This is a genomic window from Nonomuraea sp. NPDC003214 (genome assembly GCF_053590035.1).
In genome coordinates this window covers 41,881-56,042 of the sequence record NZ_JBSFSX010000008.1, presented here as the reverse complement: position 1 = coordinate 56,042, position 14,162 = coordinate 41,881, and the positions used below count along the sequence as shown (strand labels likewise).

Annotated in this window: 13 protein-coding genes; 5 read left to right on the top strand and 8 right to left on the bottom strand. The window is 73.4% G+C overall.

Annotated elements, in window-relative coordinates:
• The first annotated feature begins 302 nt into the window (after positions 1-302).
• A complete protein-coding gene (locus ACWDXC_RS25095) occupies positions 303-2,588 on the top strand; it encodes a sodium-translocating pyrophosphatase (RefSeq protein ID WP_449985925.1) in 2,286 nt (761 codons plus the stop codon).
• Positions 2,589-2,948: 360 nt separating this feature from the next.
• On the top strand, positions 2,949-3,425 hold the full coding sequence (locus ACWDXC_RS25090) for a SixA phosphatase family protein (RefSeq protein WP_449985923.1): 477 nt from the start codon (positions 2,949-2,951) through the stop codon (positions 3,423-3,425).
• Here the strand turns inward: ACWDXC_RS25090 and serB are convergent.
• Genes serB through ACWDXC_RS25075 form a run of 3 tightly spaced genes read right to left on the bottom strand, consistent with a single transcriptional unit; the run spans position 3,397 to position 6,347 of the window.
• Positions 3,397-4,632, bottom strand: a complete 1,236-nt coding sequence (gene serB, locus ACWDXC_RS25085) for a phosphoserine phosphatase SerB (RefSeq protein WP_449985920.1) — start codon at positions 4,630-4,632, stop codon at positions 3,397-3,399. The two genes, ACWDXC_RS25090 and serB, sit on opposite strands and share 29 nt — an antisense overlap.
• A gap of 51 nt (positions 4,633-4,683) precedes the next feature.
• A complete protein-coding gene (locus ACWDXC_RS25080) occupies positions 4,684-5,694 on the bottom strand; it encodes an S-adenosylmethionine:tRNA ribosyltransferase-isomerase (protein ID WP_449985917.1) in 1,011 nt (336 codons plus the stop codon).
• The gene (locus ACWDXC_RS25075) at positions 5,691-6,347 is read right to left on the bottom strand and encodes an SDR family oxidoreductase (RefSeq protein ID WP_375072595.1); all 657 of its coding nucleotides are present in this window, start codon (positions 6,345-6,347) and stop codon (positions 5,691-5,693) included. Before ACWDXC_RS25075 ends, ACWDXC_RS25080 begins: the two co-directional genes overlap by 4 nt.
• A 93-nt stretch (positions 6,348-6,440) precedes the next feature.
• Here ACWDXC_RS25075 and ACWDXC_RS25070 point away from each other — a divergent pair, with 93 nt between their 5' ends.
• The gene (locus tag ACWDXC_RS25070; RefSeq protein WP_449985914.1) at positions 6,441-7,556 is read left to right on the top strand and encodes a GAF domain-containing protein; all 1,116 of its coding nucleotides are present in this window, start codon (positions 6,441-6,443) and stop codon (positions 7,554-7,556) included.
• On the top strand, positions 7,553-8,170 hold the full coding sequence (locus ACWDXC_RS25065; RefSeq protein ID WP_449985912.1) for a response regulator: 618 nt from the start codon (positions 7,553-7,555) through the stop codon (positions 8,168-8,170). The genes ACWDXC_RS25070 and ACWDXC_RS25065 overlap by 4 nt, the downstream gene beginning before the upstream one ends.
• On the opposite strand, the gene ACWDXC_RS25060 is transcribed toward ACWDXC_RS25065, so the two are convergent.
• Positions 8,171-8,896, bottom strand: coding sequence for a hypothetical protein (locus ACWDXC_RS25060; protein ID WP_449985910.1), 726 nt, complete (start codon positions 8,894-8,896; stop codon positions 8,171-8,173).
• A gap of 68 nt (positions 8,897-8,964) precedes the next feature.
• Here ACWDXC_RS25060 and ACWDXC_RS25055 point away from each other — a divergent pair, with 68 nt between their 5' ends.
• Positions 8,965-9,753 carry an ABC transporter ATP-binding protein gene (locus tag ACWDXC_RS25055; protein ID WP_219509562.1) on the top strand — a complete coding sequence of 263 codons (789 nt, stop codon included), beginning with the start codon at positions 8,965-8,967 and terminating at the stop codon, positions 9,751-9,753.
• Here ACWDXC_RS25055 and ACWDXC_RS25050 read toward each other — a convergent pair.
• Genes ACWDXC_RS25050 through ACWDXC_RS25035 form a run of 4 tightly spaced genes read right to left on the bottom strand, consistent with a single transcriptional unit; the run spans position 9,750 to position 14,157 of the window.
• Positions 9,750-10,925 (bottom strand): ABC transporter permease, encoded by a 1,176-nt coding sequence (locus ACWDXC_RS25050; protein ID WP_449985907.1) that lies wholly within the window; start codon positions 10,923-10,925, stop codon positions 9,750-9,752. The genes ACWDXC_RS25055 and ACWDXC_RS25050 overlap by 4 nt on opposite strands.
• A gap of 4 nt (positions 10,926-10,929) precedes the next feature.
• Positions 10,930-11,601: an ABC transporter ATP-binding protein gene (locus ACWDXC_RS25045; protein WP_449985904.1), complete on the bottom strand. Its 672-nt coding sequence runs from the start codon at positions 11,599-11,601 to the stop codon at positions 10,930-10,932.
• Positions 11,594-13,288, bottom strand: coding sequence for a peptidoglycan-binding protein (locus ACWDXC_RS25040; RefSeq protein WP_449985901.1), 1,695 nt, complete (start codon positions 13,286-13,288; stop codon positions 11,594-11,596). The genes ACWDXC_RS25045 and ACWDXC_RS25040 overlap by 8 nt, the downstream gene beginning before the upstream one ends.
• On the bottom strand, positions 13,285-14,157 hold the full coding sequence (locus ACWDXC_RS25035; RefSeq protein WP_449985899.1) for a hypothetical protein: 873 nt from the start codon (positions 14,155-14,157) through the stop codon (positions 13,285-13,287). The genes ACWDXC_RS25040 and ACWDXC_RS25035 overlap by 4 nt, the downstream gene beginning before the upstream one ends.
• Between the last annotated feature and the right edge of the window lie 5 nt (positions 14,158-14,162).

The following is a 14,162-nucleotide window of genomic DNA, read 5'->3' as shown; positions in this document are numbered from 1 at the left end:
GGGCGGCATTTTCGGTCAGCACTTTTCTCGCAGTAGTCACGCCCGTAAAGTGCCGGAAATATCATCTTCTACTTCGCGAATCGCCGTCCTGTCTGGGGCTTACTGGACAGGCGCGCAAATGCCCGCCCTCAGAGCCTTCATATCTGCGAATCCCCTGCGTAGACTCCCGGCACCGGCCAAGGTGATCCGGCGCACACTGCGGATTCAACCGGAAGCGGCACCCACAACCCGGATGGTGCCGCACCGCCCGCCGATATTGCAGCACCGCCCGGGCAGGACGACCGGTCTTGCCGAGGAGAACGATGTCAAGCCATCTGCTGGCACTGGAGCCAGCGTCCAATCTGGCCCTGAGTTCGAGCAATCTCACCATTGTGATCGTGGTCGCCGCGGTCGCGCTGATCGCGCTAGCCGTCGCCGGCGGTCTGGTGCGCGAGGTGCTGGCCGCTGACCAAGGCACGGAGCGCATGCAGAACATCGCCCGTGCCGTGCAGGAAGGGGCAGCCGCATACCTGGCGCGGCAGTTCCGTACGCTGGCGATCTTCGTCGTCGTGATCCCCTTCCTGTTGCTGCTGCTTCCGGGCGAGACCGACGTACGTGTCGGCCGCTCGATCTTCTTCGTGGTCGGGGCGGTGTTCTCCGCGCTGACCGGGTTCATGGGCATGTGGCTGGCCGTGCGCGGCAACGTGCGCGTCGCCGCGGCCGCCCGCGAATCGGGCGAGAAGCGCGCGATGCGCATCGCGTTCCGCACCGGCGGCGTGGCCGGCATGTTCACGGTGGGCCTCGGCCTGCTGGGCGCGGCCGTCGTCGTCTTCTTCTACCAGGGCAACGCGCCGGGCGTGCTCGAAGGCTTCGGCTTCGGCGCCGCGCTGCTCGCGATGTTCATGCGTGTCGGCGGCGGCATCTTCACCAAGGCCGCCGACGTGGGCGCCGACCTGGTCGGCAAGGTCGAGCAGGGCATCCCCGAGGACGACCCGCGCAACGCCGCGACGATCGCCGACAACGTGGGCGACAACGTCGGTGACTGCGCCGGCATGGCGGCCGACCTGTTCGAGTCCTACGCCGTCATGCTCGTCGCGAGCCTCATCCTGGGCCGGGTGGCCTTCGGCGAGGAAGGGCTGATCTTCCCGCTGATCGTCCCGATGATCGGCGTGCTCACCGCGATCATCGGCATCTTCGTCACCCGCATGCGCGACCGCGACCGCAACGGCATGGCCGCGATCAACCGCAGCTTCTTCATCTCCGCGGCGATCTCGGCGGTGCTGGTCGCCGCCGCCGCGTTCTGGTACCTGCCCAGCAGCTTCAGCGGCCTGAGCGGCGCGGCGGTGCAGTCCGACGCCGACCCGCGGATCATCGCCATCGGCGCGGTGCTCATCGGCCTGGTCCTGGCCAGCGCCATCCAGCTGCTCACCGGCTACTTCACCGAGACCAACCGCCGCCCGGTGCGCGAGATCGGCGAGAGCTCGGCGACCGGCCCGGCGACCGTCATCCTGGCCGGCATCAGCGTCGGCCTGGAGTCGGCCGTCTACTCGGCGCTGATCATCGGCGGCGCGGTCTACGGCGCGTTCCTGCTCGGGTTCGGCAACGTGACGGTCGCGCTGTTCGCGGTCGCGCTCGCCGGCACCGGCCTGCTGACCACCGTCGGCGTCATCGTCTCCATGGACACCTTCGGCCCGGTCTCCGACAACGCGCAGGGCATCGCCGAGATGTCCGGCGACGTCGAGGGCGAGGGCGCCCGCGTCCTCACCAGCCTCGACGCGGTCGGCAACACCACCAAGGCCATCACCAAGGGCATCGCGATCGCCACGGCGGTGCTCGCGGCCACGGCGCTGTTCGGGGCGTTCCGGACGGCCGTGGAGAGCGAGCTGCCGCAGGGCGCCGGGTTCAACCTGGGCATCGACGCGCCGAACGTGCTGGTGGGTCTCATCATCGGCGCCGCGGTGGTGTTCCTGTTCTCCGGGCTGGCGATCTCGGCCGTCGGCCGGGCCGCGATGCGCGTGGTCTTCGAGGTACGCGACCAGTTCCGCAACAACCCGGGCATCATGGACGGCAGCGTGAAGCCCGAGTACGGGCGCGTCGTCGACATCTGCACCCGCGACTCGCTGCGCGAGCTGGCCACGCCCGGCCTGCTGGCGGTCATGACGCCGATCGCGGTCGGTTTCGCGATGGGTTACGCGCCGCTGGGCGCGTTCCTCGCCGGGGCCATCGCGTGCGGCACGCTCATGGCGGTGTTCCTGTCCAACTCGGGCGGCGCCTGGGACAACGCCAAGAAGCTCGTCGAGGACGGCCACCACGGCGGCAAGGGGTCCGAGGCCCACGCGGCCACGGTCATCGGCGACACCGTCGGCGACCCGTTCAAGGACACCGCCGGTCCGGCCATCAACCCGCTGATCAAGGTGATGAACCTGGTGGCGCTCCTGGTCGCCCCGGCCGTGGTGCTGTACGCGGACAACGCGATGCTGCGGATCGGGATGACCGTGGTCGCCGTGGGCGTGGTGGTCGTGGCCATCATCGTCTCCAAGCGCCGCTCGGTGAACGCCGAGCCGGCCAACAACGACAACCATCGCGAGCAGGAGCCCGTAGCCTCCTGACCCGCCCGTGCACGCCCGCTCCCGAGCCTGGGGGCGGGCGTTTGCATTGCCGGCCCCGGTGAGCACCCGCCCCGTAGCCTCCCGACCGGCCCGTGAGCGCCCCGCCCGGTCGCCTCCCGACCGGCCCAGGGGCGTCCCGTCCCGTAGCCTCTGGACCGGCCCGCGAACGCCCGCCCCCGGGCGTTCTTACGGTGCGGTCGTGGTCATCCGGGAGGGGTGTTCGCCGGGCGGGCGGCCCCGATGGGAAACTGGGCGGATGGACGAGAAGCCTCCCAACGGCGGGAAGACGCTGGCCATCATCCTGCTCGCGATGCTGGCGATCCTGGCGGTGCTCGTAGGGCTGGCCGTGTGGGCGTCGAGATGACGGGGCCGCGTACGTTGATCGTGCTGCGGCACGCCAAGGCCGCCCAGGACGCCGGCGTCCCGGATCGGGAGCGGCCGCTGACGGAGCGGGGCGAGCGTGACGCGGTGCGGGCGGGGGCGGAGATCAGAGCGCTGGGCCTGGAGCCCGACCTGGTGATCTGCTCGCCGAGCCGGCGCACCACGCGCACCGCGGAGCTGGCCTTCCCGGGCGTCGAGGTCGACTACCAGCGGGACGTCTACGGCGCCTGGCCGGAGGAGCTGCTGGAGATCGTGCGCAGGGCGGATCCGGAGCGCCGGACGGTGGTGCTGTGCGGGCACAATCCGGGCGCCCTGGATCTGGCGATGCAGCTCACGGGCGGCGATTTCGGCTTCCGGCCGGGGGCGTTCGCGGTGGTGGAGGTGGAGTCGGCGTGGGCGGAGCTGTGGCCGGGCGGCGGCCGCCTGGTCACACTGTGGGACCCCAAGGAGCCGTGAGCAGCGCGTCCTCGGCGTCGGCGGCCTCGACCTCGTCCCGGGAGATGCCGAGCAGGTAGAGGATGGAGTCGAGGTAGGGCGTGTTGACGGCGGTGTCGGCGGCCTGCCGGACGACGGGTTTGGCGTTGAAGGCGACGCCGAGCCCGGCGGTGGCGATCATGTCGAGGTCGTTGGCGCCGTCGCCGATGGCGACGGTTTGGCTGATGGGCAGCCCGGCCTCCTTGGCGAACCGCTCCAGGGCCCTGGCCTTGCCGGGGCGGTCGACGATCTCGCCGACGACGCGGCCGGTGAGCTTGCCGTCGACGACTTCGAGCACGTTGGCGGCGGAGTAGTCGATGCCGAGGTCGTCGACGAGCGCGTCGGTGATCTGGGTGAAGCCGCCGCTGACGATGGCGAAGCGGTAGTCGAGCCGCTTGAGGGTGCGGACGAGGGTGCGGGCGCCGGGGGTGAGCACGACTTCCTTGCGCACCTGCTCGAACACCTCGGCGGGCAGCCCTTCGAGGAGGGCGACGCGGCGGCGCAGCGATTCGGCGAAGTCGAGCTCGCCGCGCATGGCCTCCTCGGTGACGCGGGCGACCTCGTCGAGGCAGCCGGCGTGGGCGGCGAGCAGCTCGATGACCTCGCCCTGGATGAGGGTGGAGTCGACGTCCATGACGATGAGCCGCTTGGCCCGCCGGGACAGCCCGGTGCGCTGCACGGCGACGTCGACCTGCTGGAGGGCGGCTTCGGCGGCGAGCTCGATGCGCAGGGCGTCGGGGTTGGCGCCGGAGACGGACAGCTCGATGCAGGTGACGGGCCACTGGGCGAGGCGTTCGATGCGGTCGATGTTGGCGCCGGCGGCGGCGATGCGCCCGGCGATGCCGGCGATGGCGGCGGGCTGGAGGGTGGGGCCGAGGACGCTGACCGACAGCCGGCCGCGGCGGCGCTGTTCCTTGGCCGTGGAGCCGGTGGAGAGCTCGACCTCCATGCCGAGGTCCTCGGCGATCTGCTCGACGGCGGTCCACATGGCGCCGAGCGTGGTGCCGGTGCCGGTGGAGGGGCCGCCGGCGTAGGCGACGAGCACGCCGAGGGTGAGCCTGCCGCGGATGACGACCTGCTCGATGTCGGCCACGGTCACCGGAAAACCAGACAGGACGGAGAAAAGTCTCGAAGTAACGCCCGGGCGGTCAGGGCCGGTAAATGTGATCAGGAGGGTGCGCTGGTCCACATTCAGCCACGGTACTGCGCCCGTTCGTGTGCTCGCGTACCAGGTGCCCTCCTATGCCGAGAGGATCAGGTGGGTGTCGCCGAACTCGTGCCACAGGTACCCCTCCCGTATCGCCGCCTCGTAGGCCCGCCTGAGCGGCTCCTCGCCGGCGATGGCGGTGAGCATCTGCAGGTGGCTGGAGCGCGGCTCGTGCAGGCCGGTGATCAGCCCGGTGACCGCGCGGACGCCGTCGTCGGGCGTGACGACTCGCGTGGTCCAGCCGGTCGAGGCCGACACCCGCCCGTCGGCGCCCGCGGCGGTCTCCAGCGCGCGCACCACGGTCGTGCCCGCCGCCACCACCCGGCCGCCGCTCCGCCTGGCCAGGTTGACCAGCCGGGCGGTGGACTCGGGCACCTCGTAGCGCTCGGCGTACGGGGGCTCGTCCTTCTCGGGTGAGGCCACGCCGGTGTGCAGGGTGACGGGCGCGATGCCGATGCCGCGGGCCACCAGCGCGGTCACCAGCTCGGCGGAGAACGGCCGTCCGGCGCTGGGCATCTCGGCGCTGCCCGGCACGGTCGCGAACACGGTCTGGTAGGCGTCCAGCGGCCAGTCGCGCTCCACGTACGAGTAGCGGATGGGGGCGCCGTGCTCGCGCAGGTAGGCGGGCACGTCGCGGTCGAGGGCGGCCCGCCACAGGCGCGGCGTCTCCCGGCCGAGCAGCCGCAGCGTGGCGCGTCCCGGCAGCGGCAGCCACTCGCCTGCCTCGCCGCCCAGGTACGGCTCCGACGCGGTGGACGTACGGCGGCGCAGCTCGACCAGCCAGGTGCCGTCGTCGCGTGCGGTGGAGAAGTGCACCGCGAGCCGGTCCAGCCGGACGGCGGCCGGCAGGGTGGCGGAGTTGTTGACCACGATCAGGTCGCCGGGAGAGAGCAGGCCGGGCAGGTCGGTGAAGCGCCGGTGCAGGGGCTCGCCGGCGCCGGGGGAGACCAGCAGCCGCACCCCGTCCCTGGTCAGCCCGCGCGCCTCGGGCGGCTCGTGGGCGGACAGCGCGGGCGGGAGCGCGAAGTCGAGTGCCGTGCTCATTGCAGGCTCACCCTGCCGCTCGCGGGCCGGGTCCTGATCAGGTCGTGCAGCGTGGCGGCGACCTTGGCGGGGTCGCCCGCGGCGGCGGCCTCGTCGGCGCCCACGGCGTCGGCCAGCATGCGGGTGTTCATCTCGCCGGGGTCGACCCACCAGACGGCCAGGCCGGGCTCCTCGGCGGCGAGCACGTTGGAGAGCTGGTCGAGCGCGGCCTTCGTGGCGCCGTAGCCGCCCCAGCCCGGGTAGGCGCCGGTGGCGGCGTCGGAGGAGACGTTCACGACGGCGCCGCGCCGGGCGCGCAGCGCGGGCAGCGTGGCCTGGACGAGCGCCAGGGGCGCGGTCACGTTCGTCTCCAGCAGTTCCCTGAACTCGGCCAGCGGATACGCGGCCAGCGGCGGCAGCGGGGTCGCGCCGAGCCCGCTGGCGTTGTTGACCAGCAGGTCCAGCTCGGGTACGGCCGCCGCGAGGCGGGCGACGTGGGCCGGATCGCGCACGTCGCCGGGCAGCGCGGTGGCGCCCAGCTCGGCGGCGGCCCGGTCGAGGTCGGCCGCTCCTCTGGCGGTGAGCACGAGGTTCCAGCCGGCGCCCGCCAGGGACCTGGCCAGGGCGAGGCCGAGACCGCGGGAGGCGCCGGTGATGAGTGCGGTGTTCGTCATGACTCGACGGTAGGAACCGGCGGACGCGGGCACATCGGCCGCTGGCCCCGCCCGCGGCTGGGCACTTCGTCCTAGGACCTTAGAGTGGACCGCGTGACGGCGGACCGAGACGAGATCCTGCAGGCGGTGAGCTCCGCCGTGCTCGCGGTCACCCGGCACCTGTCGGTGCGGGAGGTGCTGCAGGTCATCGTGCGCTCGGCGCAGCGGCTGCTGGACGCCCGCTACGCGGCGCTCGGCGTGCCCGATGACGACGGCTCGTTCGCCGAGTTCGTCGCCGAGGGCATCACCGACAAGCAGTGGGACGCGATCGGCCCGCTGCCCCGCCAGCATGGCATGCTCGGCGCGATGCTCCGCGACGGGGTCCCGGTCCGGCTGCCCGACCTGCGCGAGGACGAGCGGTTCGAATACTGGCCGAAGGCGCATCCGGTGATGAAGGACTTCCTCGGGGTCCCCATCCTCGACGGCCGCCAGACGCTCGGCATCATCTTCCTGGCCAACAAGCGCACGCCCGGCGGTTTCACCCAGGCCGACCAGGAGCTGCTGACGCTGTTCGCCGCGCACGCGGCCATAGCGCTGACCAACGCGCGGCTGTACGAGCGGGGCCGCGAGCTGGCCATGCTGGAGGAGCGCAACCGGATGGCGCGCGACCTGCACGACGCCGTCACGCAGAAGCTGTTCTCGCTCCGGCTCACCGCGCAGGCCGCGGCCGCGCTGGTGGAGAGCGCCCCGGACAAGGCCGCCGCCGAGCTGGAGCGGGTGCAGCGGCTGGCCGGCGAGGCGTTGGCGGAGCTGCGCGCGGTGATCGTGGAGCTGCGCCCGGCGGAGCTCGACCGGCACGGGCTGTCGGAGACGCTGCGCAAGCACGTGCGCATGCTCGACCGGCTGCATCCGGCCTCGGTCACCTACGAGTGCGCCGAGGTGCCGCCGCTGGGCTCGGAGTCGGAGGTGGTGGTGCTGCGGGTGGCGCAGGAGGCGCTGCACAACGCGCTCAGGCACTCCGGCGCCTCCGAGGTGGCCGCCAAGCTGTCGCACGAGGGCGGCAGGCTGGTGCTGACCGTGCACGACAACGGCAGCGGCTTCGAGCACGGCGAGACCCGGGGGCTGGGCCTGGTGTCGATGCGTGACAGGACCGAGTCGGTGGGCGGGCGGATGAGCGTCGAGTCCGCCCCCGGCCGTGGGACGACCGTACGCGTGGAGGTGGACGTGTGATCCGGGTGCTGATCGCCGACGACCATCCGGTGGTGCGGCAGGGGCTGCGCACCTTCCTCGACCTGCAGGACGACATCACGGTGGTGGGCGAGGCGGCCGACGGGGAGCAGGCCGTCGCCCTGGTCGGCGAGCTCGCGCCCGACGTGCTGCTTCTCGACCTGAAGATGCCGGTGCTCGACGGCCTCGGCGCGCTCGGCAGGCTGACCGGCTCGGCGACCCGGGTGCTGGTGCTGACCTCGGTGAGCGACCGGTCCGACGTGGGGCCGGCGATGCGCGCGGGCGCGTCGGGGTTCCTCTACAAGGACGTCGACCCGACCGCGCTCGTGCAGGCCGTGCGCGCCGTGCACGAGGGCCAGGTGCTGCTGGCGCCGGAGGCGGCGGAGGCGATGCTCAACGGCGGCGGCTCGGGCGTGCCCACGTCGGTGCCGCTGACCGAGCGCGAGCGGGAGGTGCTGGCGCTGATCGCGGCGGGCCGGTCCAACCGGGAGATCGCCCGCAGCCTGGCGGTCGCGGAGAAGACGGTCAAGACGCACGTGTCGAACGTGCTGATGAAGCTGGGCGTGCAGGACCGGACCCAGGCCGCGCTCTACGCGGTCCGGCACGGCCTGACCTGATCAGCGTCCCCGCTCGTTCCTGACCGGCTCGAAGATCGCGTGGTGGGCGGCCACGACGGCGCGGCGCACGGCGCGGTCCAGCTCGCGCAGGGCGGCCCCGGCGTCGGCGAGCTGGCCCGCGGTGAGCCCGCGCTCCTCGGCCAGCCGCAGCACCGCGCCGAGCCGCGTGGCGAGCGCCGACACGCGGTGGGCGCGCCCCGGATAGCCGGGGGCGAGCTCGCCGCCCTGCCCGACGTGTTCGGGGCGGCTCTGCGCGGGCCCGCCGACGGACGTGAGCGCCTGCGTGGCCGACCGCATGGCCTCCGACAGCTCCCGTTCGGCCTCGGCCACCGACGGCAGGTCCTGCCGGGCGGGCCCGGTTTCCTGTACGTCCAGCCGTACGCCGACATAGGACGACCCGCGCAGATCGAGCGACGGGACCAGGCCGAGACACCGGTCGGGCAGCACCGCGATGACGGCCTGCCCGGCGTCGACCGCGGCGGAGTTGAACGACGGCGGCCCGGACAGCCCGAGCGGGTCGCCGGGCGCCGGGAGCGCCAGGCGGAGCTCGGCGAGCCGGTCGGCACGCAGGTTTGCCAGGTAGCGGCGCAGCGGCACCTCACCGGCGACGGTGGGCCCGCCGACGGCTTCGACGTGGTCGACGGCCTCGTCAAGACCGACATGACCGGCGAGCCAGGCGTTCCCCCAGGCGACGAGCGCGGCACAGACAGGCGATTCAGGGTGCACCGATCCACGATAAGCGCTCGCCCTGCAATAGGTTTGTCTCAAGGGTCACTCCTGGAGGAGGAACGGGGATGGGTGGTCAGGTGCTGCGGTTCCAGGATGTCGCCTACAGGCGCGACGGGGCGACCCTGCTACGCGGCATCGACTGGACGGTCGAGGAGGACGAACGCTGGGTCGTGCTCGGGCCGAACGGGGCGGGGAAGACGACGTTGCTGCAGGTGGCGGCCACGCTGCTGCATCCCAGCGACGGGGTGGCCGAGGTGCTGGGGGAGCGCATCGGCGTGGCCGACGTGTTCGACCTGCGCCCGCGCATCGGGCTGGCCAGCTCCGCGCTGGCCGAGCGCATCCCGCCGGACGAGAAGGTCATCGACCTGGTCCTCACCGCCTCCTACGCGCTGCTGGGGCGGTGGACGGAGGAGTACGACTCCAACGACGTCACGCGGGCCGTCGAGCTGATCGACATGATGGGCGCCGCCCACCTGATCCGGCGTCGGTTCGCCTCGCTGTCGGAGGGTGAGCGCAAGAGGGTGCAGATCGCCCGCGCGCTCATGCCCGACCCGGAGATGCTGCTGCTCGACGAGCCGGCGGCCGGGCTCGACGTGGGCGGGCGCGAGGACCTGGTGCGGCGGCTGTCGGTGCTCGCGGGCGACTACCGCTCGCCCGCGCTGGTGCTGGTGACGCATCACGTGGAGGAGATCCCGGCCGGCTTCACGCACGGGCTGCTGCTGCGTCACGGCTCGGTGGTGGCGCAGGGGCCGCTGGAGCACGTGATGACGGCCGACAACCTGTCGCAGACGTTCGGCGTGCCGCTCGCCCTTGACCGCAGCGCCCAGGGCCGCTGGTACGTCAGGCCGTACTAGCGAAGCGCCTCGACCGGCTCCAGCCGGGCCGCCCGCAGCGCCGGGTAGAGCCCGGCCAGCAGGCCGACCAGCGCGCCCGCGACCGGCGCGGCCAGGGCGATGCGGACGTCGAGCAGCGGCGTCCAGCGCTGGACGGCCGACACGGCGACGACGGCGACGACGCCCACGCTGGTCCCGATCACCCCGCCGGCCAGCCCGACCAGCGTCGACTCCAGCAGGAACTGACCGGCGACGTGCCTGCGGGCGGCGCCGAGCGCCCGGCGCAGCCCGATCTCGGGCACCCGTTCCATCACGGTGACGAGCGTGACGTTGGCGATGCCGACCGCGCCGACCACCAGCGACACCAGGCCGAGGATCAGGAACAGGCCGTTGAGGTCGTTCTGGACGCCGTCGCGGGCCCGTGCGGGGCTGGGCGGCTTGACGACCTGCAGCAGGGCGTGGTCGGCGGGGCTGAGCGCGAGCGGGGCCTGGCGGGCGACCAGGTCGGCGGCCCCGAGGTCGGTGGCGACCAGCACGCGGGTGACGTCGCGCAGCCCGAACTCGGCGCCGGCGGTGGGCGGCACGATGACGGCGCCGGTCAGGATGCGCTCCCGCTTCAGGTCGCCGACGACGCCGATGACGCTGTAGGGGCGGCCGTCGACGAAGATCGCGGGCTGTCCGTCCAGGCCGCCGACGCCGAGCATCCGCGCGGCCTGCTCGCCGAGCACGGCCACGCGGTCGCCGCGCCGCACGTGCCCGGCGTCGAAGAAGCGGCCCCGGACCATCCGGCCCCGGGCGGCCTGCGGCAGGCTCGGCGTGGCGGCCACGACGGCGAGCGACTGGCCGGTGATCCGGGTGGGGTCCACCAGGGCGTTGGCGGTCACCGTCAGGTTGGAGCTCTCCTCCGTCTGGGCGATCGCGGTGACGGCGGCGACGCCGCGCAGCCGGGCGAGCTCGTCGGCGGCCTCCCAGGTGACCAGCGGGTCGTCGTCCTGCGGCACCTCGACCGTGAGCGCGGTCGCGGTCAGCTCGTCGAACCGGCCGACGATCTGGTTGCCCGCCGTGCCGGCGACGCCCAGCGTGACGACCAGCGTGGCGATGCCGATCACGGTGCCGAGCGTCGTCAGGGCCGAGCGCAGCGGGCGGGCCAGCACGCCGGCGAGGGCCTCCGTCCAGAGATCGCGCGGATCCACCCGTTCACTCCTCCGTCAGGATGCCGTCGGTGATGCGCACCCGCCGTCCGGCACGCGCGCTCACCTCGTCCTCGTGGGTGATGACCACGATCGTGTGCCCCTGCTCGCGCAGCTCGTCGAGCAGGTCGAGGACCAGGGCGGTGTTGCGGCTGTCGAGGTTGCCGGTGGGCTCGTCGCACAGCAGCAGCGAGGGCCGCCCCATCAGCGCGCGGGCGATGGCGGCGCGCTGCCTCTCGCCGCCCGACAGGCGTCCGGGCATGAACCCGGCGCGGTGCGTCATCCCCACCCGCTCCAGCGCCCGTTCGGCGCGCCGCCACCGGTTGCGCCGGTCGCCGCCGTACACCTCGGCCAGGGCCACGTTCTCCAGTACGGTCCGGTGCGGGAGCAGGTGGAACGCCTGGAAGACGAAGCCGATCCGGCTGCCGCGCACCCGGGTCCGCGCGCCGTCCTTCAGCGTGGTCGTCTCGATCCCGTCCAGCCGGTACGACCCCGAGGTGGGCCGGTCGAGCAGGCCCAGCGTGTTGAGCAGCGTGGACTTGCCGGAGCCCGACGGGCCCACGACGGCCACGTAGTCGCCCTTCGCCACGCTCAGCGACACCCGGTGCAGCGCCCGCACGGGCGGGTCGGCGGGGAACTCCCGGCTGACGTCGGTGAGCCGGATGACCGGTTCATCCATCGCTGACCACCACCCGGTCGCCCTCCTTGAGCGCGGCCGCCCGTACCGGGGTGATCTGGACGGTTCCGTGCGCGGTGAGCCCGGTGCGCACCTCGACGTCCTGGGTGCGGTCGGGGGCGCTCTCCACGCGCACCCGCGCCCGGCCGTCGGCCGAGGTGACCACCGCCGTGACGGGGACGGTCAGCACCGCGCTCCTGGTCGAGCCCACGGCGATCTTCACGGTCACCGGCGCGCCCACGGCGGCGCGCAGGCCCTTGGCGGCGGCGGGCGTGATGAGGACGGGCACCGTGCCCACGCCGGGCTCCGCGTCCGCGGCCTTGTCCACCCGCGCGCCCGGGCCCTTGGCGGTCAGCCGCGCCCGGTACGCGCGGCCGTCGGACAGCTCGACCACCGCGGCCATGCCGGGCTTGAGCAGCCTGCCTTCGGCGTCGCCGACGGAGCCGGTGACCATGAACGCGGTGTTGGTGACGGTGGCCACCTCGTCCTCGACCCGTTCGCCGGCCCGCGCCTCGGCCTTGTGCAGCCGGGCGGGCAGCTTCGGGAGGAACACGATCTCGCCGGGCGGGACGCTGACCCCGTACGTCCTGCGGTACTCGGCCAGCGTGGCCCGTGCGCTCGCCACGTTCCGGCGCCCGTTGGCGATCTTCAGGCGCAGCGGCGAGGTCTCCTTGGCGCGCTTCAGCGCCTGGCCTGCGGTGAGCGCGGCCTCCTCGGCGGTCCTGACGGCCTTGCGGAGCTCCGCCAGGCGCGCGTCCCTGGCGGTCGCGGCCTCCTCCAGGAAGAGGTCCACGGCCCGCCGCGCCGACTCCAGGTCCCGCTCGGCGTTGGCCGCCTTGAGCTCCAGCAGCCGCCTGTCGTCCTCGGGCTTGGCCGCGGCGAGCGCCTGGCGGGCGGCCAGCAGCTCCTCCTCGGCGGCGCGTACGGCCTGGTGCAGGGCGTCGAGCCTGCCCTCGTCCGCGGGGGTCGTCTCCGCCTGCTCGGCCTCGGCGAGCGCGCTCTCGGCCTCGGCCAGGTCCTGGCGGGCGTGGTCGAGCGCGACCTTGAGCGGCCGCACCTCGCGGCCCGCCTCCAGCGCCTTGCGGTCGGTCAGCAGCGTCTCCTCGGCGGTCTGTACGGCCTGGCGGAGCTGGTCGAGCGTCTGCCGGGCGGTCAGGTCGGGTTCCTGGGCCCGGTAGCCCTTGCTGGCGTACCAGCGCCGGACGGCCGAGGCGGTGGCCGCGTCGAACACCCCGGTGGCCGCCGTGCCGTGGCCGAAGCGCCGCAGCGCCCGCTGGAGCTGCCGGACGTCGGCGCCCTCGGTGCCAGGGGCGATCGTCCGGTGCATCGGCACCCTGCCTTCGAGCGCGAACACCGGCCGGCCGTTGACCTCCATCAGGACCGACCCCTCGGCGAGCCGCCCGGGACGCGGGGCGCGGGTGACGCGCTGCGCCTCGGCCGTGCCGCCGACCGCCCCGGCGAGCGTGACGGGCAGCGGCGAGCCGTACTCCAGGGTGCCGCTGACCGCGACGGTGCTGGTCAGCTTCTGCCGCCGCACCGGCGCGGTCACCAGCGACGGCGCGGGCGCCTGGCGGGCGGCGGCCTCGTCGGCGGGGGAGCGCAGCCGGGAGCCCACCGCCCAGCCGGCGCCCGCGATGACGAGCACGCCGGCCAGGACGCCGCCCAGCGCCCGCCGGGGACGCCGGGTCACGACCGCTCCAGGGCGAACTCCTCCAGCATGCGGCGGTCGATCTCGGTCTTCTTCGGCTGGTAGGCCGCGTAGAAGTCCTTGCCGCACTCCAGGTCGTCCAGTGCCGCCTTGATCTCCTTGTCCAGGTACGGCCTGGCCTGGTCGGCGGTCATCTCCGGGATGATGATCGCGTTCTCGTTCTTGGACCCGGCCATGCCCGGCTGCTGCTCGCGGCCGATCTCGGTCATCTCGTCGTGGAACCGGTCAGGCCCCCGCCGGGCCAGGGCCGAGGGCTTGGCCGAGGCGACCGCGTAGCCCTTGCCCTTGAGGCAGTCGCCCATGGCGGCGGCCAGGTCCACCAGGCCGGGGTCGCCGTCGATCTCGCGGGCCACGTTGCGCTTGACCGTCTGGGCGCCCTGCTTGAACAGGTCCATCTTGCTCTTCACGGCCTTGCCGAGGGCCTGCTTGGCCGCCTTGGCGTAGCAGGGGTCCAGGGCCGCGTAGTAGGCGCCGGTCTGGGTTTCCGACAGCGAGCTGACGATCTTGTCGTTGGGGTTCGAGGGGCCCGCGCCTCGGGGCATCGTGCCGGGGCCGTTCGGGTAGACGATGCTCGACCAGACGCCGAAGCCGTACTTGGCCCGGTGCGCCTTCGTGGTCTCGTAGTCGCCCGAGTCCCGCCTGCGTTCCTCGTCGGTCACCGTGGCGGCCGGGGGGACGTAGGGGACGTACTCGAAGCCCTTCTGCTTCATGCAGTCGGCCAGCACGGTCTGGAGCTGACGCTGACGGTCCTGGGGCGACGGCTGGGCCGCCTCGGGCTGTGCGGCGGGCGTGCTTCCGCAGGCGGCGAGCGCCAGGGTCAGCAGGGCGGCGGCGGTGAGTCGTCGGTGCACGGTGA